This window comes from Streptomyces sp. NPDC007901 (genome assembly GCF_042959465.1).
Taxonomy (GTDB): domain Bacteria; phylum Actinomycetota; class Actinomycetes; order Streptomycetales; family Streptomycetaceae; genus Streptomyces.
The window spans coordinates 292,153-308,198 of sequence record NZ_JBIBKW010000009.1; the positions used below are offsets into that span (position 1 = coordinate 292,153).

Sequence of the window (16,046 nt, forward strand, 5' to 3'; positions counted from 1 at the left end):
CGGCCCCTCAATTGGTGCCCTCGCCCTCCAGCAGCCCGGCGTCGTACGCCAGCAGGGCGATCTGCACGCGGTTGTTGAGGCCGAGCTTGGCCAGGATGCGGGAGACATGGGTCTTGACGGTGGCGACGCTCATGAAGAGGCCGGTGGCGATCTCGGCGTTGGCGAGGCCCCGGCCGACCGCGACGGCGACCTCGCGTTCGCGGTCGTTGAGGGCGGCGAGCCGGTCACGCGCGCGTGCCTGCCGGGTGTCGGCCCGGGCGCCCGCCGCGTGCCGCATGAGCTGCCGGGTGACGGCGGGCGACAGGACGGGGTCGCCGGCCGCGACCCGGCGGACCGCGTCGACGATCTCGGCGGGCGGGGTGTCCTTGAGGACGAAACCGGCGGCTCCCGCGCGCAGGGCGTGCAGCACCTGTTCGTCGGCGTGGAAGGTGGTCAGGACGACGACCTGCGGGGCGTCCGCGCGGGCGCGCAGCCGCTCGGTCGCGGTGAGCCCGTCCACGGACGGCATCCGGATGTCCATCAGGACGACGTCCGGCCGGGTGCGGTCGACGAGTGCCTCGACCTCGGCGCCGTCGGCGCCCTCCCCGACGATCTCGATGTCCTCGGCGCCGCCCAGCATGAGGGACAGCCCCGCCCGCACCAGCGGGTCGTCGTCCACGAGCAGCAGTCTGATGGCGGTGGCGGCGGTCATGGCTCCTACGTAATCACGCGGGCAGGACATCACGGGGTCGTTCAGGCGGCGGGCCAGGGCAGCCGGGCCCGCACCTCGAAGCCGCCGTCCTCGGTGACCCGGTGTTCGAGGCGTCCCCCGGCCAGCGTGGCGCGTTCGGTCAGGCCGATCAGCCCCTGGCCGGAGCCCGGGACGTGCGGGGCCTCGGTCTCGGGCGCGGGGTTGCGCACGGTGATGTCCAGACCGTCGCCGGGGGTGCCGGTGACCCGGACGGTGACCTCGGCTCCCGGGGCGTGCTTGCGGGCGTTGGTGAGGCCCTCCTGGGCGATGCGGTAGGCGGTGCGGCCGACGGAGGCGGGGACGGCCGCCGGGTCGCCGACGTGGCTGTCCAGCACCACCTTCATACCGGCCCCGCGCGATTCGGCGACCAGCGCCTCCAGCGCGGCCAGCGTGGGCTGCGGCCGGCCGCCCGCCTCGTCGCCGTCGGCCGCGCGCAGCACGCCGATGATCTCGCGCAGGTCCTGGAGGGCCTCGTGGGCGCTCTCCCGGATGACTCCGGCGGCCCGGGCGATCTCCTCCCGGGGCGCGTCGGGCCGGAACTCCAGGGCTCCGGCGTGCACGCTGAGCAGGGTCAGCCGGTGGGCGAGGACGTCGTGCATCTCGCGGGCGATGGCCTCCCGGGCCAGCCGCTGGGCCCGTTCGGCCCGCAGCCCGGCCTCGGTCTCGGCGCGCCGGGCCCGGTCGCGCAGGGTGAGCATCAACTGCCGTTTGGTGCGGACGAACATGCCGAGGCAGACCACCAGGAGCGTCAGCAGCAAGGCGAATATGACGACCGCGAGGAAGGGCAGATCGGGGTCGGGCCGCAGCCAGGAGAAAAGTGGGATCAGGGCCAGGTTGGCGACGGTGATCCAGGCCAGGTGCCGGAAGGGGCGGTGCACGGCCACCGTGAACAGGGCGACCATGGAGGCGCCGCCCGCGGTGGCGGAGACGAAGCTGACCGGGATCATCGCCACCGCCAGGCCGAGCGGCCAGCGCCGGCGCAGCCAGACCGCGCCGCAGGCGAGGCCGCCGATCAGCACGTCGACGACGGTGAGGACGTGCGGGAGGTACGGTTCATGCCGCATGGTGTTCGCGGCGGCCGCGCCCACGATGACGGCCAGCAGGAAGCAGCTGGAGTCGACGAGCCAGTCCCGCGCGGTACGGCGGGGGCGCCGCCCGGCCCGGTCGGGATCGGCATCGAGTGCATGGAGCACGGAGGACGGGAAGAGCCATCGCCTGCCCTCGAACGTCCGTACGGGGATGTCACCGCTCACGGTCGACAAATCTACGCAGGCCCGGTCCGCGGGACCGCCCCGCGCACGGGATCGTCGACCAAAGTTGTGCTCGCGTGGACTTTCGACGGGCCACGCGCGCGGGGCGCAGCCTTGTGACGGCGACGACTCGCCCCACGGCCGATGGCATGGGGGGAAGCCGCGGGGCGAGGGTCGTGCCGTGAGACAGCTGCTGGAAGTGCTCGGATTCGTCGCTCTGCTGCAAGGTGTGCTGGGCCTGCTGCACGAGTTCACCCACTGGCGGGCGGGCCTCCTGCACCGGCTCGGCTTCCTCGACGGCTACGGCGCGTACGCGAGCGTCACGCTGATCGTGCCGGCGTTCGCGCTGTTCGCCGTCGCGGAGAGCCGCAGGTCCGGCTGAACGCGGACCGGACCTCGGCTGGTCGCACCGTTCCTGGCGGTCGACCGGTCGGCTCGGTCAGCGTGTCAGCAGCCGAAGTCGATCAGGTCGAACGTGGCGTAGTGGTCCGCGGTGTAGTAGTCCTCCTGGTACTCCTCGCCGGTCACGATGCGCCGTGCGCCGCGCGTGGAGGAACCGGGCGTCTTCACGGTGTACTCGTGGTAGTAGCCGCTGGGCTGGCTCGGCAGGACGCCCTCCTGGTTGCGGAAGACGGTCCCGTCCTGCGAGTACGGGAACGGACCGTCCGACGCGATCAGGTCGAGCGTGTCGTACGCCTGCGAGGGCAGGTCGCTGTAGCAGATGCTGCCGACCGAGGCGGCAGCCGCGTCCGCCGTGGTGGCGGCGGTGACGGTGCCGCCGACGAGGAGGGCGGACAGCAGGGCGCCGGCGGCGCCGATGCGGGTGATTCGTGGGGGGAATCTCATGGCTCCATGATGACGCGCGTAGACAGTGGCATGTCAATGACAAGTCCGAAGAATTTCCCGTCAAGTCCCTTTCGTTTTCAGGGAGTTAACCTGCGACTACGCGTTTCGCTGCTCCGCGATGTACGAGCCGTAGGCGGGGCGGCCCGCGACCTCGTACGACTGGATGGAGACGCCCGCCTCGGTGACCCGTCCGTCGGTGTGCCGGAACTTCGTCGGCACGGCGCCCTCCTGGAAGAAGCGGCGGCCGGAGCCCAGCACGACCGGGAACGTCACCAGGTGGAGGACGTCGAGGAGGCCGAGGTCCAGCAGGGAGCCGACCAGGGCGCCGCTGCCGTGCACCTGGAGTTCGCCGTCGGTGCGCTCCCTGAGGGCCGTGACCTCCTTGGCGAGGTCGCCGCCGAGGACCGTGGTGCCGGCCCAGTCGGGGTCGGTGAGGGTCGCGGAGGGGACGTACTTCGGGAGCGCGTTCAGCTTGGCGGCGATCAGGTTGGCCGGGTCGGTCTCCTTCGGCCAGTAGGCGGCGAAGATGTCGTACGTACGGCGGCCCAGCAGGAAGGCGCCGGCCCGGTCGAAGACCTCGGTCACGAACCGGCCGAAGCCCTCGTCGCCGTAGTGGAAGCTCCAGCCGCCGTGCGTGAAGCCGCCGCTGGGGTCCTCCTCGGGGCCGCCGGGCGCCTGGTAGACGCCGTCGAGGGTGACGAACATGGTGGAGACGAGCTTGCCCATGACGGGTTCCTGCTTCCTGGGACGGGGTCCGTTGTCATCAGCTCAGACCCCCGCGGCGCCCGCAACTCATCGGTCGCCGCCCCGGCACCTCATCCCGCGTGCGTCGAGAACAGCCCGCCGGTCGGGCCCTGCTTGTCCCCGCCCTGGGCCTTCTTCAGGGCGTTGGCGAGGCCCTCGATGGTGAGCGACTGCAGGATCACCCGGCCGTTGCCCTCCAGGGTGGCCAGGGAGAGGCCCTCGCCGCCGAAGACGGCGTTCATGAGGCCCTGGCGGTTGAGGCCGCCGATGCGCTGGACGCCGTACTGGATGCCCTCCTCGAAGGCGACGACACAGCCCGTGTCGACCTCGATACGGCCGCCGAAGTCGGCGGGGTTGAGGTCGATGAAGTTGCCCGCGCCGGCGATGATCACCGTGCCGCGGCCGGTGAACTTCTCCAGGATGAAGCCCTCGCCGCCGCTCATGCCGGTGCGGCCGCCCTGGAAGGCGATGCCGAACTCGACACTGGACTCGGCCGCCACGAAGGCGTCCTTCTCGGCGAACCACGCGCGCGTGCCGTCCAGTTCCAGCGCGCGCATCTCACCGGGGAGCACGCCCGCGAAGCCGACCGTGCCCTCGCCGCCCTGGGCGGTGAAGTACTGGAACGCCAGCGACTCGCCGGCGAGCATGCGCTGGCCGACCTGCATGGCGGTGCCCATGGCCTGGCGCAGCATGCCGCCCATGCCGCCGCCACCGCCGCCCTGCGGCTGCCCGCCGCCGTTCGGGCCGCCGAGCCGGGTCTCCATGGTCACGTTCGCCGTCTTGAACAGGAACTTGCCGGCCTCGCAGTACACGGTCTGGCCGGGGTACAGGTTGACGACCGCCATCTGCATGGCGTTGCCGACGATCTCTTGCTGAAGGGTCACGAGGGGAGAACGCCAGAAGCGGTCCGAAGAGTTCCGCCGGTCCGCGATCCCGTGCGTCCCCCGAACTCGGCGTCGGTTCCCCGCCAGCACCCTTGTGCCCCGGCCGCTGGGATGGATCCATGACAACGACTTACGGATCCCTGCACGGCAAGGTGGCCCTGGTGACCGGCGGCAGCCGGGGCATCGGCGCGGCGACGGCGCTGCGGCTCGCCCGGGAGGGCGCGGACGTGGCCGTCACCTACGCGCACGGCAAGGAGGCGGCCGAGGACGTCGTACGGCGGGCCGAGGCGCTGGGGCGGCGGGCGGTGGCGCTGCGCGCGGACTCCGCGGACGCGGACGAGGCGGCGGGCGCGGTGGAGCGTACGGCCCGGGCCCTGGGCGGCTTCGACGTGCTGGTGAACAACGTCGGCCTGGGCGTGCTCGGTCCGCTGTCCGGCCTGTCGCTCGACGATGTCGACCGGGTCCTGGCGGTGAACGTCCGCGGGGTGTTCCTGGCCTCGCAGGCGGCGGCCGCGCGGATGACGTCCGGCGGGCGGATCATCACGATCGGCACCTGCATGACACACCGGGTGCCGGGGCCCGGCGGCACCCTGTACGCGACGAGCAAGTCGGCTCTGGTCGGCCTGACGAAGGCGCTGGCGCGCGAGCTCGGGGAGCGCGGGATCACCGCGAACATCGTGCACCCCGGTCCGACCGACACCGACATGAACCCGGCGGACGGCCCCCACGCGGCAGGGCAGGCCGCGATGACGGCGCTGGGGCGCTTCGGCACGGCGGACGAGGTGGCCGCGACGGTGGCGTATCTCGCCGGGGCGGACTACGTCACGGGGGCGGAGTTCGCGGTGGACGGCGGACACGCGGCCTGACGTCGAGGTTCAGCGGGCCGTGCCGGGCGCCTCCGGCTCGGCCCGTTCGGCTTGCAGGCGCTGTTGTACGGCGTCGTCCGCCGCCGTGGCGGTGCGGTGGGCGTCGGCGAACCTGCCGATGACGTCGAGCAGTTCGTCGCGGGCGGCCAGGCCTTCGGCGCCGGGGCGGGAGAGGGCCTCTCGCAGGGCCGTCCGGAGGGTGTCGGCGACGCGGGGCGAGGAGTCGGCGACCAGCCGGCCGTGTTCCAGTCGGTGGTAGAGGTCCCGCAGGGCGTGCACCGCGTCGTCGCCGATCTTCGTCCGCCAGCTCTCGATCGCCATCAGGGTCGACAGCAGTGAACTCGCCACGTCGACCGGCAGCAGCACGGTCACCGTGCCGGCCTCGTCCAGGGCCTTCCGCAGCGCCACCAACTCACTCCGGGGCCACGAAGAGGACGCCTGCAGGGCGTCCAGGGCCTCCCGTGTCCCCGCCACCTCCGTGGCCGGCAGGGACACGGCGACGGTGTCCGTCCGCGAACCGGTCTCCGTGTCCGGCTCCTCCCGGAAACGCCGGCGCCCGGGCAGCGGAACCCAGCCCCGCACCGTGAACTCCGTACCGTCCCTCGGCTCCGCGGCGGAGGCCGGCCCCTCACGCGTGTATCCCGCGTGGGCGAGCGCCCGGTCGACCTCGGCCCAGGTCGGTGTGGTGCCGGCCGGACGCATCCAGAGCCGGGTGCTCCGGTGGACGTCCATGTCGATCCGGATCGACCAGGAACCGCTCTCCTCCAGCCGTGCCCTGCCGAAGCCCTGTGTCGTCAGTGTCACCGTGCCCCCTCCGTCAGGACAGTCCGCTCCGCACCCGGTGCAGATAGCTGAAGTCGTGGTCGTCCCGGGCCCGGACGAGCGGGCGGATCTCCCGCGTGGCGATGTTCAGCGCGTAGCCGCCGATGGTGCCCAGCAGCCAGCCGATGTCCGGCAGCAGCAGGGCGCCGCCCGCGGCGGCGGCGAGCGCGACCGACACCGTGATCGAGCGGTGCACCCAGGCCATACGGGTGCTCCGGCCCGCGGCCCGGTAGTCCTCCAGGGCTGCCGAGAGCTCCCGGCGCAACTGGGCGAAGACGTCGGCCGGGTGCTCGTAGTCGCGGCGCAGGTCGCCGAGGAGGCGGTGCAGGGCGCGCATCAGCCGCACCCGCTCGTCGTCGTACCGCTCCCGGAAGGCGAGGACCTCGGCGGTCGGGGTGTCCGGCGCGGGGACCGGCAGCAGGCGGCCCAGTTCGATCTCCCAGGCCAGCGAGCGCATCGGGGAGGCCGGGCGGAGGCTGCTGCGGTACGCGTCCTCGCTGTCGGTGCAGGGGAAGAGGGCGAGGTCGGGGTTGACGGCGAGTTCGCGCGCCAGCACGCCGATGATGAGTGTCTGGACCTCACGGGAGACGGAGAGCGCCCCGAACCCTTCCTGCCGGGCGGGCTCCGCGAGCCGGAGGTGCAGCAGCATCGCTTCGAGCCAGTGGCTGAGCTTCGTGGTGTAGATGACGGCCTCGGGCGGGGAGGTGGGCCGCGGCGGGTCGGGGCGGGCCGCGATGCGCTCGATCTCCTCGATCAGGACGGCGGAGGCCTGTCCCGTGAGCCACGAGGAGCCCCCGCCGATGTACCGGTGGTCCAGCACGTCCAGGGAGTCGTCGGCGAAGGCGAGCGGCCGGTACAGCTCGTGCTCCTCCAGCAGCCTCAGCTCCCGGTCCGCCACCGCCTCGTAGACCCGTGGATCGCGCGGTACGACCGAGGCGATGCCGTCCCAGTAGAGCAGCGCCTGGTGCAGGATCCCGGTGGGCGGATTCACCGTCGGGTAGTACAGCAGCACGCCCATCGAATCCCCCGCCTCGTCGACGCCGACGGGAGCAACCATAGCGAGGCGCACCGACGCCGGGCGCCGGTGCGCCTCGTGGGATCAGCCGCCCAGTTCCTGGTGGCGGGCGGCGAGTTCGGCGGCGCCCGCCTCGGTGAGCGAGCCGTGCAGGCGGAGGCGGGAGATGCCGCCGTCCGGGAAGATGTCCACGCGCGCGTGCGTGCCCACGGCCGGGGCGGCCAGGACGAAGCGGTGGTTCGTGTCGGGCTGGAGGCGGGTACGCGGGAGGATCTCCGTCCAGGTGCCGTCCTCGCCGTCCCTGACGGACACCGACGCCCAGCCCGCGCTGTTGCCCTTCAGGTACGCCGTGTCGATCTCGACGGCGCGGATCTGGGACTGGGCCGCCAGACGGTAGCGGATCCAGTCGTTGCCCCGGTCGCGGCGCCGGCGGGTCTCCCAGCCGTCGTCCATCTTGCGGGAGCGGCCCGGCTGGATGGTGTTGGTGGCCGGGGAGTAGAAGAGGTTGGAGGCGTCCTCGACCTGGCCGCCGTTCTCCAGGGCGGCCACGTCGAAGGTGCCGAGCGCGGCGAGCCACCCGGGGTCCGGGACGACCTCGCCGTACACCCGCAGCCGGGCGATGCCGCCGTCGGGGTGCTGGTTGACGCGCAGGTGTGTGAAGCGCTGTTCGACGGAGACGGCGAAGCCGTTCGCCGCGTGGCCGCCGACGGGGGTGCGAGGGACGAGGGTCGTCCACTTCACGTCGTCGCCCAGCAGTTCCTGCGGGGAGGGGGAGCCGGCCACCGTGGTGCCCTCGACCGACACCGCCTGCGGGTAGTTGCCGCGGAAGTGGGCCGTGTCGACGACGATCCCGCGGACGACTCCGGGGGCGCCGAGGCGGACCAGCGCCCAGTCGTGGTCCTCGGCCGTCGGCCAGGGGTGCTCCGCCGAGACACCGCGCCTGCGGCGGGTCTCCCAGCCGTCCATGATCTTGCCCTTGTGCCCGAAGTGCTCGGGGTCGAACTCGGCCCGCCCGTGCACCAGCAGGTTCTCCCGCTGGGCGAAGAACTCGTCGTTGGCGGCGATGACACCGGCGCCGAGCTGCCGGCCCGCGAGGTCGACGTACTGGGTGAAGGGGAAGTCGGCGGTGCGGTAGTCCGCGTACGGGTCGCCGCCGGAGTAGGGGTGCGCGTCGCCGGTGAAGCTCGGGATGGCCGTCAAAGAAGGTCTTCCTTTCGGGTGTCGGCCGCTGCGGGTGCGGGAGGGAGCGGAGGTCAGGGGGTGCGGGTGAGGAGGCGGCCCGTCGGGGGCGTGAACGCGCCGTCCGCGACGATGCGTTCGCCGCGCAGCCAGGTCGACCGCACGACGCCGTACAGGGTCTTGCCGGCGTACGCGGTGACCCGGTTGCGGTGCTGCAGGCCCGCCGGGTCCACGGTGAAGGTCGCGTCGGGTGCGAGGACCGCGAAGTCGGCGTCCCGGCCGGGTGCGATGGCGCCCTTGCGGTCGTCGAGGCCGACGAGCGCGGCCGTGCGGGCCGACATCCAGCGGACCACGTCCTCAAGACCGTGGCCGCGCCTGCGGGCCTCCGTCCACACGGCGGCGAGGCTGAGCTGGAGGCCGGAGATGCCGCCCCAGGCGGTCGCGAAGTCGCCGGTCTTCAGGTCGGCCGTGGAGGGCGAGTGGTCGGTGACCACGCAGTCGATGGTGCCGTCGGCCAGTGCCTGCCAGAGCAGGTCCTGGTTGGCCGCCTCGCGGATCGGCGGGCAGCACTTGAACTCGCTGGCGCCGTCCGGTACTTCCTCGGCGGTGAGGGTGAGGTAGTGCGGGCAGGTCTCGACGGTGAGCCGGACGCCCTCCGCCTTGGCCGCCGCGATCAGGGGCAGCGCGTCGGACGAGGACAGGTGCAGGACGTGCACGCGCGCGTCGAGGCGTTTCGCCTGGGCGATCAGCTGGGCGATCGCCGTGTCCTCGGCGTCGCGCGGTCGGGAGGCCAGGAAGTCGGCGTACTTCGGGCCGCCGTGCTGCGGGGCGGCTTCCAGGTGGTGCGGGTCCTCGGCGTGCACGATCAGCAGGCCGCCGAAGGAGGCGATCTCGGCCAGGGACCGGGCGAGCTGCTCCTGGTCGAGGTGCGGGAACTCGTCCACGCCGGACGGCGACAGGAACGCCTTGAAGCCGAAGACGCCGGCCTCGTGCAGCGGGCGCAGGTCCTTGACGTTGTCGGGCAGCGCGCCGCCCCAGAAGCCGACGTCGATGTGTGCCTTGTCGGCCGCGACCTCCTGTTTGACCCGGAGGTGGTCGACGGTCGTGGTCGGCGGGAGGGAGTTGAGCGGCATGTCGACGAGGGTGGTGATGCCGCCGGCCGCCGCCGCGCGCGTGGCGGTCCAGAAGCCCTCCCACTCGGTACGGCCCGGATCGTTCACATGGACGTGGGTGTCCACCAGGCCGGGCAGCAGGACGTCGTCGCCGAGGTCCTCCAGGCGGGCGCCCTCCGGGACGGGGGCGTCGTGGGGCAGTACGGCCGTGATCGTCCCGGCGGACACGGCGACCGAGGCGGCCCGTGTCCCCTCCGGGGTGATGACGCGCGTCGAGCGCAGCACCAGTTCAGCGTCGGACACCCGGACCCCTCTCTCTGCCGCCGTTTTACTTCCAGGAAACGGGATTTACACCCACGTAACGGAATTCAACGTTCTGTTGAAGGAGTCTTCACTCCCGCCCCCGCGCCGTCAAGGGCACACTGCTTCTCGGGGCCACGCGGGCGCCCACTCTGGACGTTTCCACAAAGCGGAATTACAATTCCGGCAAGCAGAACATAGTTATGTACGACCAGGGAGTCAACCGACTGCCGGGTAGGCTGCTGCCCTTCCTGCCAGCCCCGAAAGGAACGCGCCGTGCCGACGTCCAGCGCCAGCACCACCGACTCCGCCAAGTCCGGCGGCGGGGTCCAGTCCCTCGAGCGCGCCTTCGATCTGCTGGAGCGGATGGCGGACGCGGGCGGCGAGGTCGGCCTCAGCGAGCTCTCCGCGAGCAGCGGGCTGCCGTTGCCGACGATCCACCGGCTGATGCGCACGCTGGTCGCCTGCGGCTATGTGCGCCAGCAGGCCAACCGGCGGTACGCGCTGGGACCCCGGCTGATCCGGCTCGGCGAGTCGGCGTCCCGGCTGCTGGGGACCTGGGCGCGGCCCTACCTCGCGCGGCTGGTCGAGGAGACCGGGGAGACGGCGAACATGGCGCTGCTCGACGGGGACGAGATCGTGTACGTGGCGCAGGTGCCGTCGAAGCACTCGATGAGGATGTTCACGGAAGTGGGGCGCCGGGTCCTGCCCCACTCGACCGGGGTGGGGAAGGCCTTGCTGGCGGACGTGCCGGACGCCGAGGTGCGGGCGTTGCTGGGGCGGACGGGGATGCCTGCGGCCACGGAGAAGACCATTACGACACCGGACGGCTTCCTCGGCGCGTTGGAGGAGGTGCGCCGACTGGGGTACGCCGTGGACGACAACGAGCAGGAGGTCGGGGTGCGGTGTCTTGCCGTGTCCGTGCCCGATGCGCCTACCGCCGCGGCTATTTCGATCTCCGGGCCCGCGGGGCGGGTCACGGAGGCGGCGACGGAGAAGATCGTGCCGGTGCTGCGGCAGGTGGCTGTGGAGTTGTCTCAGGCGTTGGCGAGTTCGGGAGCCTAAGGGGCAGCGCCGACTGGAGCGGGTGCGGGTGAGTGGGGGCTGGGCGCGCCCACGCGGCGGAGCCGCATATCGACAGGGGCCCCGCGCCCCTGACGGGGCGCTCAGGTTCGCGGGGTTTCGCCGAACAGGTCGACCGCCTCACGCACGTCCGAAAGGCCGCGGGACAGGGCGCTGACCGAGCCGATGGCGCCCGCGATCAGTAACAGGGAGCGGCGCAGGCGGGGGATTTCGGGCATGCCGCCGGTCGCCATGGCCGCCAGGGCGGCCAGCTCGTCCTCCGCTATGACGCGGTCCGGGAACTCGGCCGGATGTGCGGCGAGTTCGCGGCGCAGTCTGGAGACCGCCGTGCGTAGTTCCGTCACCCTCGGATCATCGTCGCTGCCGGTCACTGGCCTCTGTCCCAAGCTCCGCAACACAGCTCTCCCCCCTCGCCAGGTGTCCCGTGGCGTTGGTCGGGCGCCTGGGGACGCGGGTCAGTAAACGCCCTCACCTACGGAGAGCGCTACAGCACGGACCGAAATTCAGCCCTGCGGAACCCGCCGCCCGGTCCGGCGTCGGGTATGCAGGACGCATGACGGACACGCATGACCAGATCGCCGGGCTGCTGCTCGCCGCCGGCGGCGGCAGACGGCTCGGCGGGCGGCCCAAGGCCTTGTTGACGCACCGGGGGCGGCCGCTCGTGGAGTACGCGGTCGGGGTGCTGCGCGCGGGCGGCTGCGGGCCGGTCCACGTGGTCCTGGGGGCCTGGGCGGACGAGGTGCGGGAACGGGCCGAGCTGGTCGGCTGCGTGGTCGTGGAGAACCCGGACTGGGCCGAGGGGATGGGGTCCTCGCTCCGGGTCGGGCTGGAGTCGCTCGCGGGGGCGGGGGTGCCGGCCGCGGTCGTCTCGCTGGTGGACCAGCCGGGGATCGGGGGCGCGGCCGTGGCACGGGTGCTCGGCGGATACCGGGACCGGAACTCGCTGGTGTCGGCCGCGTACGACGGCGTGCGCGGGCATCCCGTGCTGTTCGGCTCGGCCCACTGGGCGGGGATCGCCGCGAGCGCGACCGGGGACCGGGGCGCCCGCGCCTATCTCAAGGCCCACGAGGAGGCGATCACGCTCGTCGAGTGCGGGGACGTCGCCGAGCCGTACGACATCGACACCGAGGCCGACCTGGGCCACCTTGAGTGAGCGGGGTGGCACCGGGCGCCACCTTCGCTCGACCCGGAGAATCTCGATATCAACAAACCATTGAACTTCCACAATGAGGAAACTAGTATCCACTGTTCAGAAGCACCCTGCCCCTGATCGGGCGTGCTTCGCTCTACCCGGAACGACTGGCACCCGGTGCCACCGCTGAAGGAAGTGACAGCTCATGTCCGCACCAGCGCCGTCTCCGCTGGCCATCGTCGACGCCGAGCCCCTGCCCCGGCAGGAGGAGGTCCTCACCGACGCGGCGCTCGCCTTCGTGGCCGAGCTGCACCGGCGGTTCTCGCCGCGCCGTGCCGAACTCCTCGCCCGCCGCGCCGAGCGCCGCGCCGAGATCGCCCGCACCTCCACGCTCGACTTCCTCCCGGAGACCGCCGCGATCCGCGCGGACGACTCCTGGAAGGTGGCCCCCTCCCCCGCGGCCCTCAACGACCGCCGGGTCGAGATCACCGGCCCCACCGACCGCAAGATGACCATCAACGCCCTCAACTCGGGCGCCCGGATCTGGCTCGCGGACTTCGAGGACGCCTCCGCGCCGACCTGGGAGAACGTCGTCCTGGGCCAGCTGAACCTGATCGACGCCTACCGCCGGACCATCGACTTCACGGACCCGGCGAGCGGCAAGTCGTACGCGCTGCGCCCGGACGAGGAGCTGGCGACCGTCGTCATGCGGCCGCGCGGCTGGCATCTGAACGAGCGGCACATCGAGGTCGACGGCGAACAGGTCCCCGGCGCCTTCGTGGACTTCGGGCTCTACTTCTTCCACAACGCGCAGCGGCTGCTCGACCTCGGCAAGGGGCCGTACTTCTACCTCCCGAAGACCGAGTCGCACCTCGAAGCCCGGCTCTGGAACGACGTGTTCGTCTTCGCGCAGGACTACGTCGGCATCCCGCAGGGCACCGTCCGCGCCACCGTGCTGATCGAGACGATCACGGCCGCGTACGAGATGGAGGAGATCCTCTACGAACTGCGGGACCACGCCTCCGGGTTGAACGCCGGGCGCTGGGACTACCTGTTCTCCATCGTCAAGAACTTCCGGGACGGCGGGCCCCGGTTCGTGCTGCCGGACCGCAACGCCGTGACGATGACCGCCCCGTTCATGCGGGCGTACACCGAGCTCCTCGTCCGCACCTGCCACAAGCGCGGCGCGCACGCGATCGGCGGCATGGCGGCCTTCATCCCGTCCCGCCGGGACGCGGAGGTCAACAAGGTGGCCTTCGAGAAGGTCCGCGCCGACAAGGACCGTGAGGCGAACGACGGTTTCGACGGCTCCTGGGTGGCCCACCCGGACCTGGTCCCGATCGCCCTGGAGTCCTTCGACCGGGTTCTCGGCGACCGGCCGAACCAGAAGGACCGGCTGCGCGAGGACGTCCATGTGGAGGCCGCCGAGCTGATCGCGGTCGACTCGCTGGAGGCGAAGCCGACCTACCCCGGGCTGGTCAACGCCGTCCAGGTGGGCATCCGTTACATCGAGGCGTGGCTGCGCGGGCTGGGCGCGGTGGCCATCTTCAACCTCATGGAGGACGCGGCCACCGCCGAGATCTCCCGCTCGCAGATCTGGCAGTGGATCAACGCGGGTGTGCAGTTCGAGAACGGCGAGAAGGCCACGCCCGAGCTGGCCCGCAAGGTCGCCGCCGAGGAACTCGCCGCCATCCGCGCGGAGATCGGCGAGGAGGCCTTCGCGGCCGGCCACTGGCAGCAGGCCCACGACCTGCTGCTCCAGGTCTCGCTCGACGAGAACTACGCGGACTTCCTGACGCTGCCCGCGTACCAGCAGCTGCGGGGCTGAGCCTCAGGGAGCAGCCTTGTCCGAGTGGCCCAGGGACCTTCCCGGGGCCACTCGGTCGCGTACGGCCTGCTTCACGGCCGTCGGCTCGGGGAAGCCCTGTTCGCGCCGGTCCCACACCACCTCGTCGCCGACCCGTACGACGAAGACGCCGCCCTTGCCCGGCTTCAGCGCCAGCTCCGTCAGCTCGGTCTCGAAGGTGGTCAGCAGTTCCTGCGCCAGCCAGGCCGCCCGCGGCAGCCAGCGGCACTGGGTGCAGTACTCGATCTCCACGCGCCCGCTGTCGCTCATCCGAGGTGCACCGACCAATCCTGTCGAGCCGCGGGCTTGCCGTGCAGGTCGGGGACCTGCTTCAGCCAGGCCGGGCGTCCTTGCTGTGTCCTGGCCGCACGGGCGGCCTCCTCGGCCGCGAGCTGGTCGCGGCCCGGGAAATCGGTGGGGAGCCACTCGGCGGAGGCCCGCACCCGGGCCAGCAGGTAGCCGACGTAGGCCTCGCGCATCTCGTCGGGGGTCCCGAAGTCGGTGAGCCAGGCGTCCGGGACCTCGGCGAGGATGTCACGGAGCAGCTTCTCGGTGACCCTGGGGGCGAGTTCGGCGTCGGCCGCCCGGGTGTCGGGGCCGTACCGGCCGAGGGCGTGATGGCGGAAGTCGTACGCCTTCTCGGGTGTCGAGGTGTCCCAGCGGTGGTGGAAGACGAGGGCGGCGCCGTGGTCGATGAGCCACAGGTGCGGGGGCGCGACGCCGAGGGTCGGCCAGACCATGAGGTTGGAGCTGTGGACCGTACGGTCGACGTTGACGGTGAGCGCGTCCAGCCAGACGATCCGGCCGGCCTCCAGAGGGTGCACCGGGAAGACCTCGGCGATGTCCGGGGTGAGGTCCCGCGCACCGGGCAGGAAGTCCATGCCGAGGTTCACCCCGCCGCTCGCCGCGTGCAGGTCGCGCACCTCCTGGTGGGGTTCGTGCCCGGCGATCGCCGGGTCGAAGTGCACCAGGACCAGCTCGGGGAAGCGCAGGCCCAGCGCCCGCGCCAGCTCCCCCACGATCACCTCGGCGACCAGCGCCTTGCGTCCCTGCGCGGACCCGGTGAACTTGACGACGTAGGTGCCCAGGTCGTCGGCCTCGACGATGCCGGGGACGGAGCCGCCGGACCGAAGAGGCTCGATGTAGCGGGTGGCGGTGACCTCTCTCAGCATCTTCCAAGCCCCCGTGACCGGCGTGCGTCAGGTTCCACGATCGACTCCCATGCGGTGCGATGAGCATAGTAACCGAGCGTGACAGTCGGGGAGGAGTGCCTCCGGCACCGCCGGGGCACGCCCTGCCGCCCTGTCGTGTCTACACCATCGCGCACCTCAGGACACGGTCGAGCGCTGCCCGGCCCGCGGGTCCCCACGCCGGCTTGCCGCCGGGCAGGCCTCGGTCCCCGTTGTGCCCCATGAGCATGAGGAACAGGCTCTTCACCACGGCCAGCCCGCGGGCGCGCCGGATCGCCCCGTCGTCCGCCCGCGCGTACGCGTCGAAGAACCGGGAGACGGCGTCCTCGGGCAGGAGCACCCATGCGGCCGCGAGGTCCCAGGCGGGGTCGCCGGCGAACAGGGCCCCGAAGTCGATCACGCCTGAGAGCGTCCCGTCCGAGACGACGACGTTCGCGGGATGCAGATCACCGTGCACCCATACCGGCGGGCCCTCCCACTCGGGGGCCGCGACGGCGTCGTCCCAGACGGCCCGGACCTCGTCGGCCACCCCGTCCAGGTCGACGGCCTGGAAGAAGTGGTCGAAGCCGGCTGTGGAGTCCTTGGGGTGGGCGCCGAAGTCCGAACCGGCCGGCGCCCCGGCGGGCGCCTCCACGTGGAGCGCCCGGAGGAAGCCCGCCAGTGTGTCGGCCGCGTGGTCGCCGCGGCATGATCGCGGTGTGGTCCAGCGGCTCGCCGGGAACCCACGTCATCACGGTCCAGTGCTTGGGGAAGCGCGCGGACGGTTCACCGGACCGCACCGGCATCGGTACCGGGAGCGGCAGGCGCGGGGCCAGCACCGGCAGCCACCGCCGCTCCTTGAGCTGGAGCTCCGGGGTGGGGTCCATGCGCTGCATGCGCACGGCCAACTCGTCCCCCAGACGCCACATCTGGTTGCCCCAGCCGCCCGCCACCTCGCGGACGGCCAGCCCGGCGAGGTCCGGATGCTGCTCCTGCAGCAGGTCGTGCACCAGCTCTGCGGTGATCTGGATCTCGGAGTCGGTCATACGCAGCGACAGTACCGGGGCG

General features: G+C 72.1%; 17 protein-coding genes and 1 pseudogene. 5 read left to right on the forward strand and 13 right to left on the reverse strand.

Going from position 1 to position 16,046, the window contains the following annotated elements; genetic code table 11:
* Positions 1-7: 7 nt before the first annotated feature.
* Entirely contained in the window at positions 8-691 is a 684-nt protein-coding gene (locus ACFZDK_RS28965) for a response regulator (protein WP_390976842.1), read from the reverse strand.
* A 41-nt stretch (positions 692-732) separates the two neighbouring features.
* Entirely contained in the window at positions 733-1,992 is a 1,260-nt protein-coding gene (locus ACFZDK_RS28970; RefSeq protein ID WP_390976843.1) for a histidine kinase, read from the reverse strand.
* A gap of 169 nt (positions 1,993-2,161) precedes the next feature.
* Between ACFZDK_RS28970 and ACFZDK_RS28975 the strand changes: the two genes are divergently transcribed.
* Positions 2,162-2,362, forward strand: a complete 201-nt coding sequence (locus ACFZDK_RS28975; RefSeq protein ID WP_390976844.1) for a hypothetical protein — start codon at positions 2,162-2,164, stop codon at positions 2,360-2,362.
* A gap of 65 nt (positions 2,363-2,427) precedes the next feature.
* Here the strand turns inward: ACFZDK_RS28975 and ACFZDK_RS28980 are convergent, their stop codons facing one another.
* The 3 genes from ACFZDK_RS28980 to ACFZDK_RS28990 form a co-directional block, all read right to left on the reverse strand.
* Positions 2,428-2,826: a ribonuclease domain-containing protein gene (locus ACFZDK_RS28980; protein WP_390976845.1), complete on the reverse strand. Its 399-nt coding sequence runs from the start codon at positions 2,824-2,826 to the stop codon at positions 2,428-2,430.
* A 96-nt stretch (positions 2,827-2,922) separates the two neighbouring features.
* Positions 2,923-3,552 carry a dihydrofolate reductase family protein gene (locus ACFZDK_RS28985; RefSeq protein WP_390976846.1) on the reverse strand — a complete coding sequence of 210 codons (630 nt, stop codon included), beginning with the start codon at positions 3,550-3,552 and terminating at the stop codon, positions 2,923-2,925.
* Between the two features lie 89 nt (positions 3,553-3,641).
* Entirely contained in the window at positions 3,642-4,454 is an 813-nt protein-coding gene (locus tag ACFZDK_RS28990) for an AIM24 family protein (protein ID WP_390976847.1), read from the reverse strand.
* Positions 4,455-4,573: 119 nt separating this feature from the next.
* Between ACFZDK_RS28990 and ACFZDK_RS28995 the strand changes: the two genes are divergently transcribed.
* Complete coding sequence (locus ACFZDK_RS28995) at positions 4,574-5,320, forward strand: SDR family oxidoreductase (RefSeq protein WP_390976848.1); 747 nt, start codon at positions 4,574-4,576, stop codon at positions 5,318-5,320.
* A gap of 9 nt (positions 5,321-5,329) precedes the next feature.
* Here the strand turns inward: ACFZDK_RS28995 and ACFZDK_RS29000 are convergent, their stop codons facing one another.
* Genes ACFZDK_RS29000 through allB form a run of 4 tightly spaced genes read right to left on the reverse strand, consistent with a single transcriptional unit; the run spans position 5,330 to position 9,751 of the window.
* Positions 5,330-6,124, reverse strand: a complete 795-nt coding sequence (locus ACFZDK_RS29000) for a hypothetical protein (RefSeq protein WP_390976849.1) — start codon at positions 6,122-6,124, stop codon at positions 5,330-5,332.
* A gap of 13 nt (positions 6,125-6,137) precedes the next feature.
* Entirely contained in the window at positions 6,138-7,199 is a 1,062-nt protein-coding gene (locus ACFZDK_RS29005) for a DUF6236 family protein (protein WP_390976850.1), read from the reverse strand.
* Between the two features lie 42 nt (positions 7,200-7,241).
* Positions 7,242-8,357 carry an allantoicase gene (alc, locus tag ACFZDK_RS29010; protein ID WP_390976851.1) on the reverse strand — a complete coding sequence of 372 codons (1,116 nt, stop codon included), beginning with the start codon at positions 8,355-8,357 and terminating at the stop codon, positions 7,242-7,244.
* Between the two features lie 53 nt (positions 8,358-8,410).
* Positions 8,411-9,751: an allantoinase AllB gene (gene allB / locus ACFZDK_RS29015; protein WP_390976852.1), complete on the reverse strand. Its 1,341-nt coding sequence runs from the start codon at positions 9,749-9,751 to the stop codon at positions 8,411-8,413.
* 273 nt (positions 9,752-10,024) lie between these two features.
* Between allB and ACFZDK_RS29020 the strand changes: the two genes are divergently transcribed.
* On the forward strand, positions 10,025-10,813 hold the full coding sequence (locus tag ACFZDK_RS29020; protein WP_390976853.1) for an IclR family transcriptional regulator C-terminal domain-containing protein: 789 nt from the start codon (positions 10,025-10,027) through the stop codon (positions 10,811-10,813).
* Between the two features lie 101 nt (positions 10,814-10,914).
* On the opposite strand, the gene ACFZDK_RS29025 is transcribed toward ACFZDK_RS29020, so the two are convergent.
* A complete protein-coding gene (locus ACFZDK_RS29025) occupies positions 10,915-11,229 on the reverse strand; it encodes a DUF5955 family protein (RefSeq protein ID WP_359225275.1) in 315 nt (104 codons plus the stop codon).
* Between the two features lie 155 nt (positions 11,230-11,384).
* Between ACFZDK_RS29025 and ACFZDK_RS29030 the strand changes: the two genes are divergently transcribed.
* Both ACFZDK_RS29030 and aceB read left to right on the forward strand, forming a co-directional pair.
* The gene (locus ACFZDK_RS29030; protein ID WP_390976854.1) at positions 11,385-11,984 is read left to right on the forward strand and encodes an NTP transferase domain-containing protein; all 600 of its coding nucleotides are present in this window, start codon (positions 11,385-11,387) and stop codon (positions 11,982-11,984) included.
* Positions 11,985-12,168: 184 nt separating this feature from the next.
* A complete protein-coding gene (aceB, locus tag ACFZDK_RS29035; RefSeq protein ID WP_390976855.1) occupies positions 12,169-13,791 on the forward strand; it encodes a malate synthase A in 1,623 nt (540 codons plus the stop codon).
* Between the two features lie 3 nt (positions 13,792-13,794).
* Here aceB and ACFZDK_RS29040 read toward each other — a convergent pair whose 3' ends face one another.
* From ACFZDK_RS29040 to ACFZDK_RS29050, 3 genes and pseudogenes are all read right to left on the reverse strand, one after another.
* Entirely contained in the window at positions 13,795-14,079 is a 285-nt protein-coding gene (locus ACFZDK_RS29040; protein WP_390976856.1) for a SelT/SelW/SelH family protein, read from the reverse strand.
* Positions 14,076-14,981 carry a HipA family kinase gene (locus ACFZDK_RS29045; protein WP_390976857.1) on the reverse strand — a complete coding sequence of 302 codons (906 nt, stop codon included), beginning with the start codon at positions 14,979-14,981 and terminating at the stop codon, positions 14,076-14,078. Before ACFZDK_RS29045 ends, ACFZDK_RS29040 begins: the two co-directional genes overlap by 4 nt.
* A gap of 139 nt (positions 14,982-15,120) precedes the next feature.
* Positions 15,121-16,024 (reverse strand): annotated as a pseudogene (locus ACFZDK_RS29050) (aminoglycoside phosphotransferase family protein).
* Positions 16,025-16,046 lie beyond the last annotated feature (22 nt).

Bases quoted from the DNA above. Each gene is read 5' to 3' on its own strand.
- ACFZDK_RS28965 (WP_390976842.1), bottom strand. From the start codon at position 691: ATGACCGCCGCCACCGCCATCAGACTGCTGCTCGTGGACGACGACCCG.
- ACFZDK_RS28980 (WP_390976845.1), bottom strand. From the start codon at position 2,826: ATGAGATTCCCCCCACGAATCACCCGCATCGGCGCCGCCGGCGCCCTG.
- ACFZDK_RS28985 (WP_390976846.1), bottom strand. From the start codon at position 3,552: ATGGGCAAGCTCGTCTCCACCATGTTCGTCACCCTCGACGGCGTCTAC.
- ACFZDK_RS28995 (WP_390976848.1), top strand. From the start codon at position 4,574: ATGACAACGACTTACGGATCCCTGCACGGCAAGGTGGCCCTGGTGACC.
- ACFZDK_RS29005 (WP_390976850.1), bottom strand. From the start codon at position 7,199: ATGGTTGCTCCCGTCGGCGTCGACGAGGCGGGGGATTCGATGGGCGTG.
- ACFZDK_RS29030 (WP_390976854.1), top strand. From the start codon at position 11,385: ATGACGGACACGCATGACCAGATCGCCGGGCTGCTGCTCGCCGCCGGC.
- aceB (WP_390976855.1), top strand. From the start codon at position 12,169: ATGTCCGCACCAGCGCCGTCTCCGCTGGCCATCGTCGACGCCGAGCCC.
- ACFZDK_RS29040 (WP_390976856.1), bottom strand. From the start codon at position 14,079: ATGAGCGACAGCGGGCGCGTGGAGATCGAGTACTGCACCCAGTGCCGC.
- ACFZDK_RS29045 (WP_390976857.1), bottom strand. From the start codon at position 14,981: ATGCTGAGAGAGGTCACCGCCACCCGCTACATCGAGCCTCTTCGGTCC.